Here is a 16,353-nt window from a genome sequence, read left to right as displayed (position 1 = left end):
TGCGGTCAGCTCACCTTCTCCGCAACGGTTCATCAAATATTGCTTAACTGCTCGCTCAAGGTGATCGCGTGGTGACGCGAAGAGGCGAACATGAGATGATCTCCACCCCGCGCAGTGCGGTTGATCGAAGCGGGGAGGGGCCTTGCCGACGGGCGACATACATGCTCACGTCCTGGTGGTGGACGACGACGAGGACGTAAGGACCTTGGCCAGATGGCAGTTGGAGTCCGAGGGCTTCCACGTCCTGACGGCGGCCGACGGCCAGGCGGCACTGGAAGCCGTCGGCACCGGACAGCCCGACGTGGTGCTGCTCGACCTCACCCTGCCCCTGGTCGCGGGGCTCGACGTCCTCACCCAGATCAGACGCAGGTCGGCCGACCTGCCCGTGATCGTGGTCTCCGGCAGGTCCGGCGAGACGGACCGCATCATCGGACTCGACCTCGGCGCCGATGACTACGTCGTCAAGCCGTTCTCGCCCGCCGAACTCGCCGCGCGGGTGCGGTCGGTACTGCGCCGCAGCAAGCGGACGGAGCCCACGCCGGCCGCCGCCCCCGCCGCGCCGCAGACCCCGCCCCACCCCCAGGAGGACCTGATGATCGACCGGGCGACCAGGACCGTCACGGTCCGGGGCGGCGCGGTGGAGCTGACCGCCCGCGAGTTCGACCTGCTGGCCTTCCTCGCCGCATCGCCGCGCCACGTCTACACCCGCGACCAACTGCTCGAACACGTCTGGCAGTCCTCCAGCGACTGGCAGGAGCCCGCCACCGTCACCCAGCACGTGCACCGGCTGCGGCGCAAGGTGGAACGAGATCCCGACCGGCCACGCTGGCTGCGCACGGTCCGCGGCGTCGGCTACCGATTCGAGCCCTGAGGTGGCCATGCTGCGCGAATTCGACCGGCGGGCATCCCTCGGAGTGGGGCCCGACGTACCCGCCGAGGCCATACCCCAACTCCTCGTCCACCACGCCCAGGTGCTGGAGATGATGGCGGAAGGGGCCGCGCTGCGCGCGGTGCTCGACGCCGTCACCGGAGCCCTGGAAGACCTGCTGCCCGGCACCAAGTGCTCGGTCCTGCTGCTCGACGAACGCTCCGGGCGGCTGCACCACGGCGCGGCCCCCAGCATGCCGGTGGAGTACGTCGAGCTGATCGACGGCATGGACACCGGGCCCTGCGCGGGCTCCTGCGGTACCGCCGCCTACACGGCCGTACCGGTCGTGGTGTCCGACATCCAGCAGAGCGCCCTGTGGGACGACTTCCGCCCGGCCGCAGCCATAGCCGGTGTGCGGGCCTGCTGGTCGACCCCCATCCCGGGCAAGGACGGCCAGGTCCTGGGGACCTTCGCGGTCTACCACGACATACCGCACACACCCACCGAGTACGAGCGTCATCTGGTCGACCGCTTCACCCACCTCGCCGCCGTCGCCATCGACCACGACCGGCTCTTCGGCAGCCTCGCGCAGAGCGAGGAACGGTTCCGCCGGGCGTTCGACGACAACGCCGCCGGCATGGCGCTGCTCGGCCTCGACGGGCGGGTGCTGCGAGTCAACCGCGCCCTGTGCACGCTGCTGCAGACCGACGCGTCCGGCCTGGTCGGCCGCTTCTTCCAGGACCTGGTGCAGGCCGAAGACCGGCCGAGCCTGGTGCACGGCGTCGCCGCCGAAGGTGGCGACACGCACCGGTTCGAGCTGCGCTTCAACCGCCTGCACGACGGGCCGATCGTCACCTCGACCACCTACTCAGGCGTCCGTGACGCGTACGGCAACATCGTGTCCTGGTGCGTCAACCTCGTCGACGAGACCGGCCGCAAGGCCGCGGAGGAGGAGCGCAGGGCACGCGCCGAGGCGGAGATCGCGCAGCGGCACGCGGAGGAGAACAGCAGGACCAAGTCCCAGTTCCTGACCGCCCTGGGGCACGAGATCCGCACCCCGCTGCACGCCGTCGTCGGCTTCGGCGAGCTGCTGCGGTCGGGCAGTCTCACCGTGGAGCGGCGCCAGGAGGCGCTGGAGCGGATGAGTTCGGCGGCCCATCACCTCGTGGCGCTGGTCGACGATCTCCGCGACGTGGCGGCCATCGAGGCCAGGGCGCTGCGGCTGCACACCGAACCGCTGCCCGTCGGGCCGCTGCTGACCGACGTGCATGGCCTGCTGGTGGCCGGGGCGCAGGAGGCGCAGGTGACGTTCGACGTCGTCAACGCCGACGACGCGCCCACCGCGGTCTGTGACGAACGGCGGCTGCGGCAGGTCCTGTTGAATCTGGCCACCAACGCCATCAAGTACAACCGGCCGGGCGGCCGGGTGGTGCTGAGCGCCGAGCACCGGGCGGACGGCCTGCTGGATCTGGTGGTCACGGACGACGGGCCCGGCATCCCCAAGCACCTCCAGCACCGGCTGTTCGTCCCCTTCGACCGGCTCGGCGCGGAACGCACCAAGAACCCGGGGTCGGGGCTCGGCCTGCACGTCACCAAGGGACTCGTCGACGGGATGGGCGGCCAACTCGCCATCGAGAGCGGGGCGACCGGCGGCGGCACCGTGGCCCGCGTCACGCTGCCGACAGCGGAGCCGGTGCCAGGGGCCGTACCGTCCGACGCCTGCGACGCCGCCTCCGACACCGGTTCCGGCAGCGCACCGCCTCCCGGAGACCGGGTCGAATAGCCGTACCCGCAGGGGCGTTTCACGACGTCCGGGCGCCAGGGGCCGTCCACGGAAGGGGATTTGCGCGTACACTTCGCGGCGGCAGCAGTGCGGCGCACCTCGTGTGCCCACTGGAGCGGGACGCCGGGGCCGACCCCGGTGCCCCGAGGGCCGGGCGGGCCCACTGCCGCATTCACCACAAGGGAACACCGGCGTCTGACCGTGTCATCAGGTCGCGCCGCGGCGGGTTCCCGTCATAACGGCGGGCCGGACCATGTCTCTTCCGGCGCCGCCGTAACGGTGCCCCACGGTCCGCACGGCCGCCGGCAACCGCCGGACTCCGGCCCCGGGCCGGGGCCTTCGCACGCGCGGACCCCACCACCTCACACGTCATCAGCACACGTCATCGGATATCAGGGAGCCGACCCGCCCCGGCGCATGGACCGGTACGGGCGCCGACCCGATCACAACGAAGGGGGAGCGGCATTGGCTCGCCACCTGTTGATCGTGGACCCGGACGGGGTCGACGGACATCGCACCATCGCAGAAGCCATCCAGGCGGCCCGCAGCGGCACCGTGATCAGCGTGCGGGCCGGCCGGTACGAGGAGAACCTCGTGGTGACCAAAATGGTCACCCTGGTGGCCCATGAGGCCGGGGCTGTCGTCGACATCGCGCCGCGCACCGGCAGCGCCGTCCAGGTCCTGGCCGAGGCGGTCAAGCTCTCCGGGCTGCGGCTGCGCAGCGAGGACACCGAACTGCCGGTGATCGACGTGCCGCGCGGCCAGGCAGCCATCGACGACTGCGAGATCACCGGCGCCGCCTGGACGGCGCTGCTCTCCCGCGAGGAGGGCTCCCTGGCCATGCGCAACTGCCACGTCGTCAACCAGGCGGGCGCCGGGATCGTGGACATCTCGCGCGCGCCCAGCATCATCGAGAACTGCCTCTTCGAACGCCTCGGCAGCTCCGGCGTGGTGATCGGCGAGGAGGCCGCACCCGTGGTGCGCGGCTGCACGGTACGGGACGCCCGGGGCAACGGCGTGCTGGCCAACGGGCGGGCACGGGGCAGCGTCGAGGACTGCGTCATCTCGATGACCGGTAAACCCGCCGTCGCCATCGAACAGGACAGCGCCACCCGCATCGCGCAGTGCCGGCTGCGGGACACGGTCATCGGACTGCACATCAGCTCCTCCTCACAGGTCACGGTCGAGGACTGCACGGTGAGCGAGACCTCCAGCCACGGCGTGACGCTCACCGGCGACACCAACCCCGTGCTCCGCGGGCTGACCGTCGAACGCAGCGACGGACACGGCATCGTCGTCGCGGGGCACGCACGCGGCACCTTCACCGACTGCACGGTCGATGACGCATCGGGCTCCGGCGTGGTGACCGAGGAATCCGCCGCTCCGCACCTCACCGGGCTCCAGGTGCGCGGCTGCGCGGCGGATGGCATCCTGCTCTCCGGCGACGGCGCGCCCCGCGTGGACCGCGCAGAGGTGACCGGCGCGAAGGGCACCGGAATCCTCATCGACGGGGGAGCGGAACCGGTACTGCGCCGGGTGAAGGTCACCGAACCCGCCGGGCACGCCGTCGAGGTACGCGGCACCGGGCGCAGCCAGTTGGAGGACTGCGAGCTGACCGGAGCCGGCCAGTGCGGGGTGTACGTCGCCGAAGGCGCCGGGCCCACCCTCCAGGCCACCACGGTGCGGGCCGCGAAACGTGCCGGGGTCCAGGCGGGCCCGCGTGGCACCGTGACGCTGCTCGACTGCGAGATCGCCGGATCCGGGGCCGACGGCGTCGCCCTGGACGAGGACGCGGAGCTGACCGCGGTCCGCACCTGGGTGCACGACGGCAAGGCGAACGGCGTGCTGGTGGGCCAGAAGGCGCGGGGTGCGCTCAACGGCTGCCGGCTCACCCAGAACGCCGGCGACGGGGTCAGGGTCGAGACGGCCAAGCGGGTACGGGTGACCGGCTGCACGGCCACCGACAACGAGGGCGCCGGCGTGCGGCAGACCTCGCCGGACGGTGAGACCAGCGTCGAGAACCTGACCAGCAGCGGCAACACCGACCCCGACGTCTGGGGGGAGAGCGTGGCGGCGGGCGGCGCCGCCGACACCCACGGGCCGCTGGCCAGGCTCGACGAACTGGTCGGGCTGCAGGCGGTCAAGGAGCAGGTCAACATGCTCGTCAACCTCAACCGGCTGGCGCGCCGCCGCCGCGAGGCCGGGCTGCCGGTGCCGACCAACGCCCGCCACGTGGTCTTCGCGGGCCCGCCAGGCACCGGAAAGACCACCGTCGCCCGGCTCTACGGCTCCATCCTCGCCTCGCTGGGTGTGCTGCGCTCGGGCCACCTGGTGGAGGTGTCCCGCGCCGACCTGGTCGCGAAGATCGTCGGCGGTACGGCCATCAAGACCACCGAGGTCTTCGAAAAGGCCCTGGGCGGCGTGCTGTTCATCGACGAGGCGTACACCCTCACCTCCCAGGAGGGCAGCGGGGCGAACTTCGGCCAGGAGGCCGTCGACACCCTCGTCAAGCTGATGGAGGACCACCGTGACGACGTCGTCGTCATCGCGGCCGGATACACCTCCCAGATGAGCAACTTCCTGGAGTCCAACCCCGGCCTCGGCTCCCGCTTCAGCCGGACCATCGAGTTCGAGAACTACAGCGTCCCCGAGCTGGTCACCATCGTGCAGCGGCAGTGCGAAGCCCACCGCTACACCCTGGCGGATGAGACCGAGAAGGCGCTCGGAGTGCACTTCGAGCGGATGCACAAGGACGAGTCGTTCGGCAACGCGCGGGCGGCCCGCAAGGTGTTCGAGGAGATGGTCGACCGGCAGGCGTTCCGGCTGGCGGCGATGGCCGAGGTGTCCAAGGACGACCTGACGACCTTCGTCCCGTCCGACGTCGGCAAGCAGGCGGCGGCAGCGGTCGGCGCGGGTACCGCGCAGCACGACGACGGGGCGCTGGACGAGGTGCTGGGGCGGCTGCGCGCCATGACCGGCCTGGACGCGGTCAAGAACGAGGTCGAGGACCTGGTCAACCTGCTCGGCACGGCCCGCAGGCGGCAGGCCGCCGGGCTGCCCGCCACCTCCGTTGGACACCACCTGATCTTCGCCGGGCCGCCCGGCACAGGAAAGACCACGGTCGCCCGGCTGTACGGCGAAATCCTCGGCACCCTGGGCGTGTTGCCGCGCGGTCAGCTCGTCGAGGTGGCCCGCGCCGACCTGGTGGGCCGGTACGTCGGCCACACCGCGCAGCTCACCAAGGACGTCTTCGCGCGGGCCCGCGGCGGGGTGCTCTTCATCGACGAGGCGTACACCCTCACCCCGGCCGGCGGCTCCTCGTCCGACTTCGGGCAGGAGGCGGTGGACACCCTGGTCAAGCTGATGGAGGACCACCGTGGTGACGTCGCCGTCGTCGCGGCCGGCTACTCGCTGGAGATGGAGCGCTTCCTGGCCTCCAACCCGGGCCTGGCGTCCCGCTTTTCGCGCACCGTGCACTTCGAGGACTACACCACCGAGGAACTGCTCTCGATCGTGCTCGGCACCTGCGCGCGGGACGGCTACGAGTGCGTCCCGGCGACCGTGGACGGGCTGCGCAGGCACTTCGCATCGGTGCAGCGCGGCGACGACTTCGGCAACGCGCGCTATGCCCGCAAGGTCATGGAGGCGATGGTCACCCGGCAGGCGGGCCGTCTCAGCCGGCTGCCCGACGCGGGACTCGACGATCTGCGCAGGCTGCTGCCCGAGGACCTGGAGGCGGCCAACCTGTGAGGGCGGCGGCCCGCTGACCCGGCGGGCGGCGAATTACCCGCGATATCACACCCACTTGTATGTGGTGGACGCGGCCCGCACCTGCGTGAATGGAGTGTCCGCAGCGGGCCGCGCCGTCGTTCTCCGGAGGCCGTGCGCCGCGCGGTGCCCGGTGTCAGGGACGGCGGAGCGGTCGTGCCATCCCCGGGACGTCGGACGGTGTGAGTCGATGGGTGACGACGGAAGTAGGGGAACACCGCTGGTGGACGGTCACAACTGCCGTGAGAGCACTGCCGGGTTCACCGGCCATCGGCTTCCCGGGGTGCGGCGGGTCCTGGGGACGGCCGCCGCTCTCGGGCTGCTGGCGGTGAGCGCCACGGCCGCGGCCCCGGCCGCGCAAGCGGACGGCGCTCAGGGCGGCGGCACCACCCTGCCGCCCATTCCCCGGGTGCTGGAGGGGAAAGCCTGCACCAAGCCGTCCGCCAAGAAGGCGTCCGAACCACCGTGGCAGCAGGCGGTGTTGAACCCCGCGCTGGCCTGGGACCTCACCGAGGGCGACGGCGCGACCGTCGCCGTCGTGGACACCGGCGTGGACGCCACCGGGTCGCCCGCGCTGGCCGGGCGGGTCACGGCAGGACCCGACGTGGTCGCCGGCGGTTCGGCCGGCACCGACTGCGTCGGCCACGGCACCTTCGTCGCCGGGCTGATCGCCGCCGCGAAACCGGCCGACGTCGGCTTCGCCGGAGTCGCCCCCGGGACGCACATCCTGGCCGTACGCGCCACCGAACACGACGGCACCACATCGGCCGACCACATCGCCGCCGGGATCGAAGCCGCCGTCAAGGGCGGCGCGAAGGTGGTCGACGTGCCGGTGGCGCTGGCGTCGGGCAGCGCGGCGCTGAGCGCCGCGGTGAAGGCGGCACAGGCCAAGGACGTGCTGGTCATCGCCCCTGCCTACGGGGAGCAGCAGGAGAGCGGCAAGGCGGCGCCCTTCGCCTACCCCGCGCAGCTGCCCGGCGTGGTGGCCGTCGCCTCGCTCGCGCCGCCCGACGGGCTGCCCGACCAGCAGGTGCCGCCGGCCACCGCGCCGGATCTGGCGGCGCCCGGCCAGAACGTGCTGAGCATCGGGCCGCGTGGCGCAGGGCACTTCACCGGCAGCGGCGCCGACCTGGCCTCCGGCTTCGTCGCCGGCACCGCGGCCCTGGTCCGCTCGTACCGGCCGGACCTGACGGCGCCTCAGGTGCTGTCCCGGCTGGAGCGGACCGCGTACCACTACCAGGGCGCGGGGGCGGGACCGCTGGTCGGCTGGGGGACCGTGGACCCGGGGTCGGCGGTCACCGCCAACCTGAGCACGTCGGTGCACGCCGGAGACACGGGCGCGGCCGAGGCGCTGCGGCTGCCCGCACCGGAATCCGGGGCCGCCGGGCACCGGGCCTGGATCATCGCCGGAGCGTCCGCGGTGCTGCTGGCGCTGATGGCGCTCGCCGCCGCGGTCATCCCGCGCGGGCAGCGGCGCGGCTGGCGGCCCGGCAGGCTCGCGGCCGACGGCGGCGGGCCGTCGTCCGGCGGCCCGGCGGGCGGCACGGCCTCCGGCGCCTGAGGCCCCGCCGCTCGTACGGAGGCCGAAGGCCCCGTCCCCCGCCCGCTCCGCGTCTGGAGGAGGCCACCTCACGCCGAGGTGGCCTCCTTTTTCGTGCCCCGCGCCCCTCGCGCGGCCCGAACACGCCGTGCCCGGCCGCCGGTTTTGGCCATCCCGGCCGCTCCCAGGCGCATTTCCCTTCCCCGTTCGAGCGTATTTCGAGCCCGTTCTTTCGCCCGCCGATTCAGGGCATCGCTTTTTTGCCACCACCCAAACCCTCCACCTGGGGGTGGTGCGCGAAGGCTTTTATCTCCCGCTGCTTCCCTGCCGGTTGCAAGAAAAGGGAATAGCTGTTCCTCGTACGCGAGAGAACCCCTTTAAATGTGCAAGAGCAAAGCCCCGCACGGGGTGCCTGAACGGCAGCCGTGCGGGGCTTCGGTGCTCGCCGTGCCCGCCCGCTACGGGGCGGTGGGGGCGTGGTGCATGCCCGTCTGCACCTGGGTCGTGCCCCGGCGCGTGATGTACAGGCCGCGTCCCGTGGTCATGGTCCGCGGCTTGACGCCGGGCAGGAACATGCCTTCCGACGGCGGGCAGGACAGCATCAGCGCGGGGGTGTTGGCCTCAAGGAGCTGACGCAGCAGCGGGTCGCTGATGCCGCGGGACGCGCCGTTGGCGCTGCGCGCCACGATCACGTGCAGACCCAGCTCGTTGCCCTGGGGCAGGAACTCCATCAGCGGCGCGAACGGGCTGGGCCCTGACATGCCGCCGCCGCCGACCATCTCGAAGTCGTCGACGACGAGGAACAGCTGCGGACCGGTCCACCAGTCGCGCTTGCCCAGCCGCTCCGGCGTGATGTCGGGCCCCGGCACCCGGTCGCGCATCGCCCGCGCCACGCCCTCGACCATCTGCCGCAGCTTGTCCGTCGAGACCGCGTAGCCGAGCCTGGACTCCTCCGGCACGCTGGCGCCCAGCGTGCGGCGGAAGTCCACCAGCATGACCCGTCCCTCGTCCGGCGTGTAGCGGCCTGCCACCGCCCGGCAGATCAGGGACAGCAGGTTGGTCTTGCCGGTCTCCGCGTCGCCGATGACGATCAGGTGCGGGCTCGACTCGAAGTCGTGCCACAGCGGTTCGAGACGCTGGTCCTCCAGGCCGAGCGGCACCCGCAGATCGCCGTCGGGAGCGGGCAGCGTGGCCGCGTCCAGCTGCGCCGGCAGCATCCGCACCGGCGGTGCGGGCGGCCCGTCCCAGGCAGCCGCCACCTGGTTCACCATGGCGGTGACGCCCTCGGCGAGCGAGGCGACCTGCGCGTCGCCGTCCAGCCGCGGCAGGGCGGTCAGGAAGTGCAGCCGCTCCTCGGTCATGCCGCGCCCGGGGATCTTCGGCACGGTGTCCGCCGCCCGCATGTTGATCACCGAGTCGATGGGGTCGCCCATCCGCAGCTCGAAGCGGGTGCCGAGCTGGTCCCGCAGCGCGCTGCCGATCTCGCCCCACCGGGTCGACGCGATGATCAGGTGCACGCCGAAGCTCAGCCCGCGCGAGGAGATGAGGTTGAAGGTCGGCACCAGGTCCATGAAGTCCTGCCGCACGGTGCCCCAGCCGTCCACGACCAGGAACACGTCGCCGTACCGCTCGTCGGCCAGCTCACCGGCCGCGCGCCGCCGCCTGAAGTCGTCCATCGACTCGATGCCGAGCTCGGCGAACTGCCGCTCGCGGCGCGCGATGACGCCGGTGATCTCGGCCAGCGTCCGCACCACACGCTCCGGGTCGAGGCGCCCGGTGACGCCGCCGACGTGCGGCAGCCCGGCCAGGCCCGACAGCGAGCCGCCACCGAAGTCCAGGCAGTAGAACTGCACCTCGCGCGGGGTGTGCGTCAGGGCGAGCGAACTCATCAGGGCGCGCACCAGGTTGCTCTTGCCGCTCTGCGGGCCGCCCGCGATGCCGACGTGGCCGCCGGCCCCCGACAGGTCGGCCATCAGCGGGTCGCGCCGCTGGTCGAAGGGCCGGTCGACGATGCCGACCGGCACGGCGAGCCGGCCGCCCTGCTGCGGCTCTGCGGGCGCCAGGCCCCGTCCGGCGGCCGGTGCCAGCGGCGGCAGCAGCGCGTCCAGGGTGGGCGCGAGGTCGAGCGGCGGCAGCCACACCTGGTGCGCGGGGGCCGTGGGCCGCTCCCGCAGCCGGTCCACGGCGACGTCCAGCAGGTTCGGCGCGGACTCGTCGGCCTCGTCGGGCAGCGGCTCCGGCGCGGCCTGCGGCAGTTGCCGCTGCGCCACCCACGCGGTGCTGAACGGCACCACCTGGCCCGCCACCACCGCCTGCTGCGTGCTGCGCCGGGCCGGACGGTAGGGCCCGGACACGTACGCGGCCTTGAAGCGGGTCAGCGTCCCCACGTCGTTCTTGAGCAGGCCGCTGCCCGGCTGGGACGGCAGGTTGTACGCGTCGGGCACGCCGAGCACGCCGCGGCTCTCCATCGCGGAGAACGTCCGCAGACCGATGCGGTACGACAGGTGCGACTCCAGCTGGTGCATCCGGCCCTCGTCCAGCCGCTGCGAGGCGAGCAGCAGATGCACGCCCAGGCTGCGGCCCAGCCGGCCGATCATCACGAACAGCTCCATGAAGTCACGGTGCGCGGCGAGCAGTTCGCTGAACTCGTCGACGACCACGAACAGCGTCGGCAGCGGCGCGAGGTCGGCGCCGCCCTCGCGCGCCTTCTCGTACTCCAGGGCGGATGCGTAGTTGCCGGCCCGCCGCAGCAGTTCCTGCCGGCGGATCATCTCGCCGTGCAGCGCGTCCTTCATCCGCTCGACCAGCGCCGTCTCGTCCGCCAGGTTGGTGATCACCGCGGAGGTGTGCGGGAGTTCGTCGAGGCCGAGGAAGGTCGCGCCGCCCTTGAAGTCGACGAGGATGAAGTTCAGCGTCTCGGACGAGTGGGTCAGGGCCAGCGCGAGCACCAGGGTGCGCAGCAGCTCGGACTTGCCCGAGCCGGTCGCCCCGATGAGCATGCCGTGCGGTCCCATGCCGCCCTGCGCCGACTCCTTGATGTCCAGCTCGACCGGTGTGCCGTCCGCCGACAGGCCGATCGGCACCCGCAGCCGTTCGCTGCGGGAGCGGGTCTGCATCCGGTCCATGGCCGCGGTGCGCAGATCGGCGATGCCCAGCAGTCCCGCCAGGTCCATGTCCTCCTGGAGCGGCTGGTCGGTCTGGGTGCGCGCGCCAGGACGGTAGGACGCGACGGTGGCGGCCAGCGCCCGCGCCGCGGCGGCGCCCAGCGCCTCGGGCCTGCCGATCGCGGTCTCGGTTTCCTTGCCGCTGCGGTCCGTGCCGATCATGTGCAGCTCGTCGGCGTCGATCCGCAGTCTGAGCACCTGGCGCGAGTGCTGCCAGCCCAGGATGCCGCGCACGTCGAGCACCACGGCGTTGGCGTAGCCGGCGCCCGCCACCCGGGCGCCCTGCGGCACGTTCGCGGTGTCCAGCACGATCACGGTGTACGGCTCGTCCCGGCTCGGCTCCCGGTCGGCGTCGAACTTGGGCCGCTGAGCGAACTCCTCACCGAGCAGCGCCTCCAGCTCCGAGACGCTGTCGATGACCAGCCTGGCCGGACCCGCTCCGTCGGTCTCCGCCGCGTGGTGCGCGTGCGGCAGCCACTTCGTCCACTCCCACTCGGCCCGCGCCTCGCCGTCCGCGACGATCACGATGTCCAGCTCGCGGGGCGCGTGCAGCACCGCAAGCTGGGCGAGGAGCGCGCGTACCGCGGCGCGGGAGGCCGTCTCGTCGCCGCGCAGCACGATCCGGGCGTAGGTCCGCAGCCGGACGGCGACCGGCTGGTCGGCGACCGTGCCGTACGCGCGGATGAAGCGGCGCAGGGCGTGCGCGCACAGCGGTTCGAGGTCCTCGACCGGCTTGGTCGACAGCGGGGAGAGGGTGAGGGCCAGCTGCTGGGAGCCGCGGGCGATCCGTACCTCGGCGAAGTCCTCGTGCGTCAGCCGGCGTTCCCACAGCCGGCTGGTGCGGGCCAGCGACCACAGGGCGGGCGGCTCGGGGTGCTGCCAGGACAGGGCCTGCCGCTGCTGGGTGATCACCTTGCGGACCCGGCGCCGGGTGGTGGTCAAGTAGCGCAGGTAGTCACGGCGTTCGCCGCGCAGCTTGCGCTTGCGGTCCTGGGCGCTGCGCATGAACTGGGTGACCAGCATGCCGATGGCGGAGATCGCCATCATGCCGATCGCGACGTAGGTGAGGGCGCCGCCGCTGCCTCCCGGCTTCAGGAAGATCAGCACCATGCCCATCGAGCTGAGCGCCATGGGCAGGTAGGTGATCACGCCGGACATGGCGCTCTGCGACTCGGGCAGGGCCGGCGGTTCCTGAAGGCTCAGCTCGCCCTGCGGCAGTTGTGGCCCCGGCCTGCGTGGGGGGCGGCGGAATGTGACGGTGCTCAAGACGGACCTTCCTTCGGGAGGCGGCCTCTCCCGCTGCGCGGCCGGCCGGTGCAGGCCGGCACCAGGGGAGTGGGAGCGAGAAACAATTCGCAACCGCGATGATGCAAATGCTAGCGGTTAAGGGAAGATTGCAGTGCGGTGACCGGATGGCTTGAGGTACACCTTCAACTCTCGGGAGTACGCTCTGCGATCGAATTACTGATAAGCAGTCACGATAGTGTTCTCCTCAATCCGCGTCGACCCGGAGGCTTTTCCGGGACGAAGAGAGCGAGCCGCCGTGAGCGACACCACCGTCGGCCTGTGCCGACTCACCGTCCGATCCCCCGAAAGGTCCTTCGACATCGGCGTGCCCGTCGACGTCCCGGTCGCCGACCTGCTGCCGGTCCTCGTCGACTACGCGGGAGAAGACCTCCACGAACAGGGCCTGGAACAGGGCGGTTGGGCCGTACAGCGCCTGGGGCAGCCGCCGCTCGACGACGAAGGCACCCCGCGCACACTGGAGTTGCGCGACGGCGAGACCCTCTACCTACGCCCCCGCCACGAAACGCTGCCCGAAGTCGCCTACGACGACCTCGTGGACGGCGTGGGCGAGGCCCTGCGCAAGCGGCCCGACTCCTGGCGGCCCGAACTCACCCGCCGCCTGCTCCTCGGCTTCGCGGCCACCGCCCTGACCGTCGGCCTGATCGTCCTGGCCCTGCCGGGGCCCACCGTGCTGCGAGCCGTCATCAGCGCGGGACTCGCCCTGCTGCTGGTCGGCTGCTCGGGCGCGGCGTCCCGCGCCGTCGGCGACGCGTCGGGCGGCGCGGTGCTCGGCATCATGGCCGTGCCCTACATGGCGCTCGCCGGAGCCCTGGTGCCCACCGGCGGCGACACCGAAGTACTGCTCGGCGCCCGGCTGTTGGCGGCCGGTGCCACCGGCGCCGGCGCCTCCGTGCTGGCGCTCGCCGCGGTCGCCGCCTGCGCCCCGCTGTTCTTCGGCGCGCTGACCGTCAGCCTCTTCGTCGCCGTGGGCGGTGGCGGCGTGGTCGCCGGACTCCCGGTCAGCCACGCCGCCGGCATCGTCGTCCTGTGCGTGCTCGTCTGCGGCGGTCTGGTCCCAGGACTCGGCTTCCGGATGTCGGGCCTGCGGCTGCCCGTCCTGCCCTCCAACGCCGACCAGCTCCAGGAAGGCATCACCCCGCACCCCGCCGACCGGATCGCCTCCCGCGCGGTGCTCGCCGACAGCTACATGACCGGCCTCTACGCCGCACTCGGACTGGTCGCCGCCGCCTGCCTCACCGCCCTGCTCACCGCACCCGGCGCGGACGGCTGGCCGCCCCTGGTGTGTGCCTGCGTGCTGAGCCTGCTCCTGCTGCTGCACTCCCGGCACTTCGGCAGCCTGTGGCAGCGCCTGTCCATGGTGCTGCCCGGCGCCTACGGACTCGCCCTCGCCGCCACCCTGAGCGCGACCGGAATCTCCCTGCCCGCACGGCTGGGACTGACCGCGGGGCTGCTCGCGGCTGCCGCCGTGGCCGCCATCGCCGCCTGGACCGTCCCCGGCCGCCGCCTGGTGCCGTACTGGGGCCGCATCGGCGACCTGCTGCACACCACGGCCGCCGTCGTCCTCGTCCCGCTGACGATCCTCGTCGCCGGCATCTACCAGCAACTGCGCGCCATCAAGGGCTGATCCGTCCTCCCGGACAGCCGCCGGCCGTGCGTCACGGCCGAGGAAGGGGAATTCCATGCAATCCAGGCGGGACCAGGTACAGGCCCACCTGTTCGTGATGAGCCGGCTGTCGGCAGGCATGCTGCGCGTCGAACCCGACGCCCCCGACGCGCCCAGCGCCCGCACCAAGCGCGGCCTGATCGGCGGGACGTTCCTCGCGGTGCTCGTCGCCGTCGGCGTGACGCTCTACGGAGTGGTCTCACCCGGCGGCGCCACCTCGTGGCAGACCCCGGGCACGCTCGTCCTGGTCGACGACTCCACCAGCCGCTACCTCTTCGCAGGCGACGCCCTGCACCCGGTGCTCAACGAGGCGTCGGCCAAGCTCATCGCCGGCAGCCGGATGACGGTGCAGAGCGTCAGCGCCGCCTCGCTCGGGGGCACGCCGCACGGCGCGCCGGTCGGCATCGTCGGCGCGCCGGACTCGGTGCCCGCGCCCGACGCGCTGGACACCGGAGCCTGGCTGGCCTGCGCGGGTCACCTCACCAACTCCTACGGCAAGAAGCGGGACGTGCTGAGCATCGCCGTCGGCAGCACCGAGGTCGGCGAGGCCATCGACGACAAGTCCGGCACCCTCGTCAGCTCGCCGTCCGGCGGCGTGCAGCTGCTCTGGCACGGCATGCGGCACCGCATCGACACCGGCCACGGCGCGCACTCCGCACTCGGCTGGGCCAACGCCACACCCCTCCAGGTCAAGGACGACTTCCTCAACACCCTGACCGCGGGCACCGACGTCGCCGCACCCGGGGTGCCGGACCGCGGCAACGAAGGACCGTCGCTGGCCGGTGCGCCCTCCCGCGTCGGCCAGCTGTTCACCGCCACCGGCGGCCAGCGCTACGTGCTGCGCAAGGAGGGCCTCGTCCCGCTGACGCCGCTCCTCTTCGACCTGCTGCGCGGTGACCCGCGCACCCAGAAGGAGGCGTACGACGGCGCCGCCGTACAGGTGCGCACCATCGGGCCCGCCGACCTGGAGGCCCACCAGGCGTCGTCCGACCTGGGCAACGCCCTCGCCGAAGGGCTGCCGGCGACGGCGCCGCGGCTGGTCACCGCCAACGACAAGCAGGACGTGTGCACCAAGGTCACCCCGGGCACCGGCGCGGGCAAGGGCCCGTCGACCGGCATCGTCGTCCTGGACGCGAAGGACGTGCCGGCCGGCGCCCCCAACACGCAGCCCGGCATCCAGGCGGGCTGTCTGGCGTCCGACCGGGTCTGGGTGCGTCCGGGCCGCGGCGCGCTGGTCCGTGCCCTCTCGTCGGCGGGCGCCGGCGCGTCCGACTACCTCGTCACCGACTCCGGCGCGGCCTACCCGATGACCCAGGCCGCGTCCAAACAGCTGGGGTACGACACCGCGCAACCGGCCACGCTCCCCGCGCAGTTGGTGCAGCTGCTGCCCACCGGGCCGAGCCTGGACCCGGCGAAGCTCGCCAAGGGCGGCGTCGTCCCGGCGGCGCCCGCCTCGTCCGCGGGCTGCGCGCACAACGGCTCCGGCTCATGAACGGGCGGCGCCGCGCAATCCCTTCCCGAAGGTCAGCCTTTGGTATGACTACACGGGTCGCGGCCTTCTCTACCCTGGTAATGATGAAGCCTCCCGAAGCTGGTTCTCTCGTGAACTCGGCGTCGTGGCAGCCGGATTACCGGCGTGAATCCCGCCGCAGCGCGGGCGAAACGGCCGGTAGGGTCGGCGACTCCGTGACAACGACACCGGACCGACGTATTCGGGAGCGGTGCATCCGGACAACGTGAACCCTCCGTGAACAGTACCGCCCACTGTTCGCGCACGTTCCCGGATGGCATCGCACAGCGGTGTACGGGATGACCGGCACCGCCCGCAGAAAACGAAAGGCGAGGAAAGTCAGGAGCGTGTCCGCCGCACGTCTCCCCGGCCATCCCGCCTCCCTCCCCGAAAGGAATTCTTTATGTCTCAGCTGAACAAGCAGGAACAGGACATCAAGAACGCTCTGGTCCTCCTGGAAGGCCAGATGCAGTCCATGCGTACGGCCGGGCAGAAGGTGGAGGACACCGTCCAGCAGGCGGCCCAGCACTTCCACTCCACCGCCAGCACCACGTTCCAGCAGAAGATGCAGCAGTGGATCGAGACCTACAACCAGGCGTCGACCCAGGTGAACAACCTGCACGCCAGCCTGGAAGCCGCCAACCAGACGCTGAACGCCGGTGACTCACAGGCGCAGGACCACGCGGCGGGCTGGTCGGGCGACATCGACAGCATCCAGAGCGTGATGTCCGGCGGCGGCAAGTCCTAGT

At 72.2% G+C, this 16,353-nt stretch carries 8 protein-coding genes; 7 read left to right on the top strand and 1 reads right to left on the bottom strand.

The genetic code is table 11. The features are described 5' to 3' along the window. The first annotated feature begins 142 nt into the window (after positions 1–142). From ACGFNI_RS07840 to ACGFNI_RS07825, 4 genes are all read left to right on the top strand, one after another. Entirely contained in the window at positions 143–871 is a 729-nt protein-coding gene (locus tag ACGFNI_RS07840) for a response regulator transcription factor (protein WP_393681643.1), read from the top strand. Between the two features lie 7 nt (positions 872–878). Continuing rightward, positions 879–2,651 carry an ATP-binding protein gene (locus tag ACGFNI_RS07835; RefSeq protein WP_393681641.1) on the top strand — a complete coding sequence of 591 codons (1,773 nt, stop codon included), beginning with the start codon at positions 879–881 and terminating at the stop codon, positions 2,649–2,651. Positions 2,652–3,116: 465 nt separating this feature from the next. Next, positions 3,117–6,401 (top strand): right-handed parallel beta-helix repeat-containing protein, encoded by a 3,285-nt coding sequence (locus tag ACGFNI_RS07830; RefSeq protein WP_393681639.1) that lies wholly within the window; start codon positions 3,117–3,119, stop codon positions 6,399–6,401. Positions 6,402–6,609: 208 nt separating this feature from the next. Next, complete coding sequence (locus tag ACGFNI_RS07825; protein WP_393681637.1) at positions 6,610–7,980, top strand: S8 family serine peptidase; 1,371 nt, start codon at positions 6,610–6,612, stop codon at positions 7,978–7,980. A gap of 437 nt (positions 7,981–8,417) precedes the next feature. Here the strand turns inward: ACGFNI_RS07825 and eccCa are convergent, their stop codons facing one another. Next, positions 8,418–12,389 (bottom strand): type VII secretion protein EccCa, encoded by a 3,972-nt coding sequence (gene eccCa, locus ACGFNI_RS07820; protein ID WP_393681635.1) that lies wholly within the window; start codon positions 12,387–12,389, stop codon positions 8,418–8,420. Between the two features lie 277 nt (positions 12,390–12,666). Between eccCa and eccD the strand changes: the two genes are divergently transcribed. The 3 genes from eccD (at position 12,667) to ACGFNI_RS07805 (ending at position 16,352) form a co-directional block, all read left to right on the top strand. Beyond that, complete coding sequence (gene eccD, locus ACGFNI_RS07815; protein ID WP_393681634.1) at positions 12,667–14,055, top strand: type VII secretion integral membrane protein EccD; 1,389 nt, start codon at positions 12,667–12,669, stop codon at positions 14,053–14,055. Positions 14,056–14,110: 55 nt separating this feature from the next. Continuing rightward, positions 14,111–15,586 (top strand): type VII secretion protein EccB, encoded by a 1,476-nt coding sequence (gene eccB / locus ACGFNI_RS07810; RefSeq protein ID WP_393681633.1) that lies wholly within the window; start codon positions 14,111–14,113, stop codon positions 15,584–15,586. Positions 15,587–16,007: 421 nt separating this feature from the next. Further along, positions 16,008–16,352, top strand: coding sequence for a hypothetical protein (locus ACGFNI_RS07805; protein WP_393681632.1), 345 nt, complete (start codon positions 16,008–16,010; stop codon positions 16,350–16,352). Position 16,353: the final 1 nt, after the last annotated feature.

Source organism: Streptomyces sp. NPDC048644, from assembly GCF_043199105.1.
Classification (GTDB): domain Bacteria; phylum Actinomycetota; class Actinomycetes; order Streptomycetales; family Streptomycetaceae; genus Streptomyces.
The sequence above is the reverse complement of the archived record's forward strand: the minus strand, read 5'-3'. Positions and strand labels throughout refer to the sequence as shown.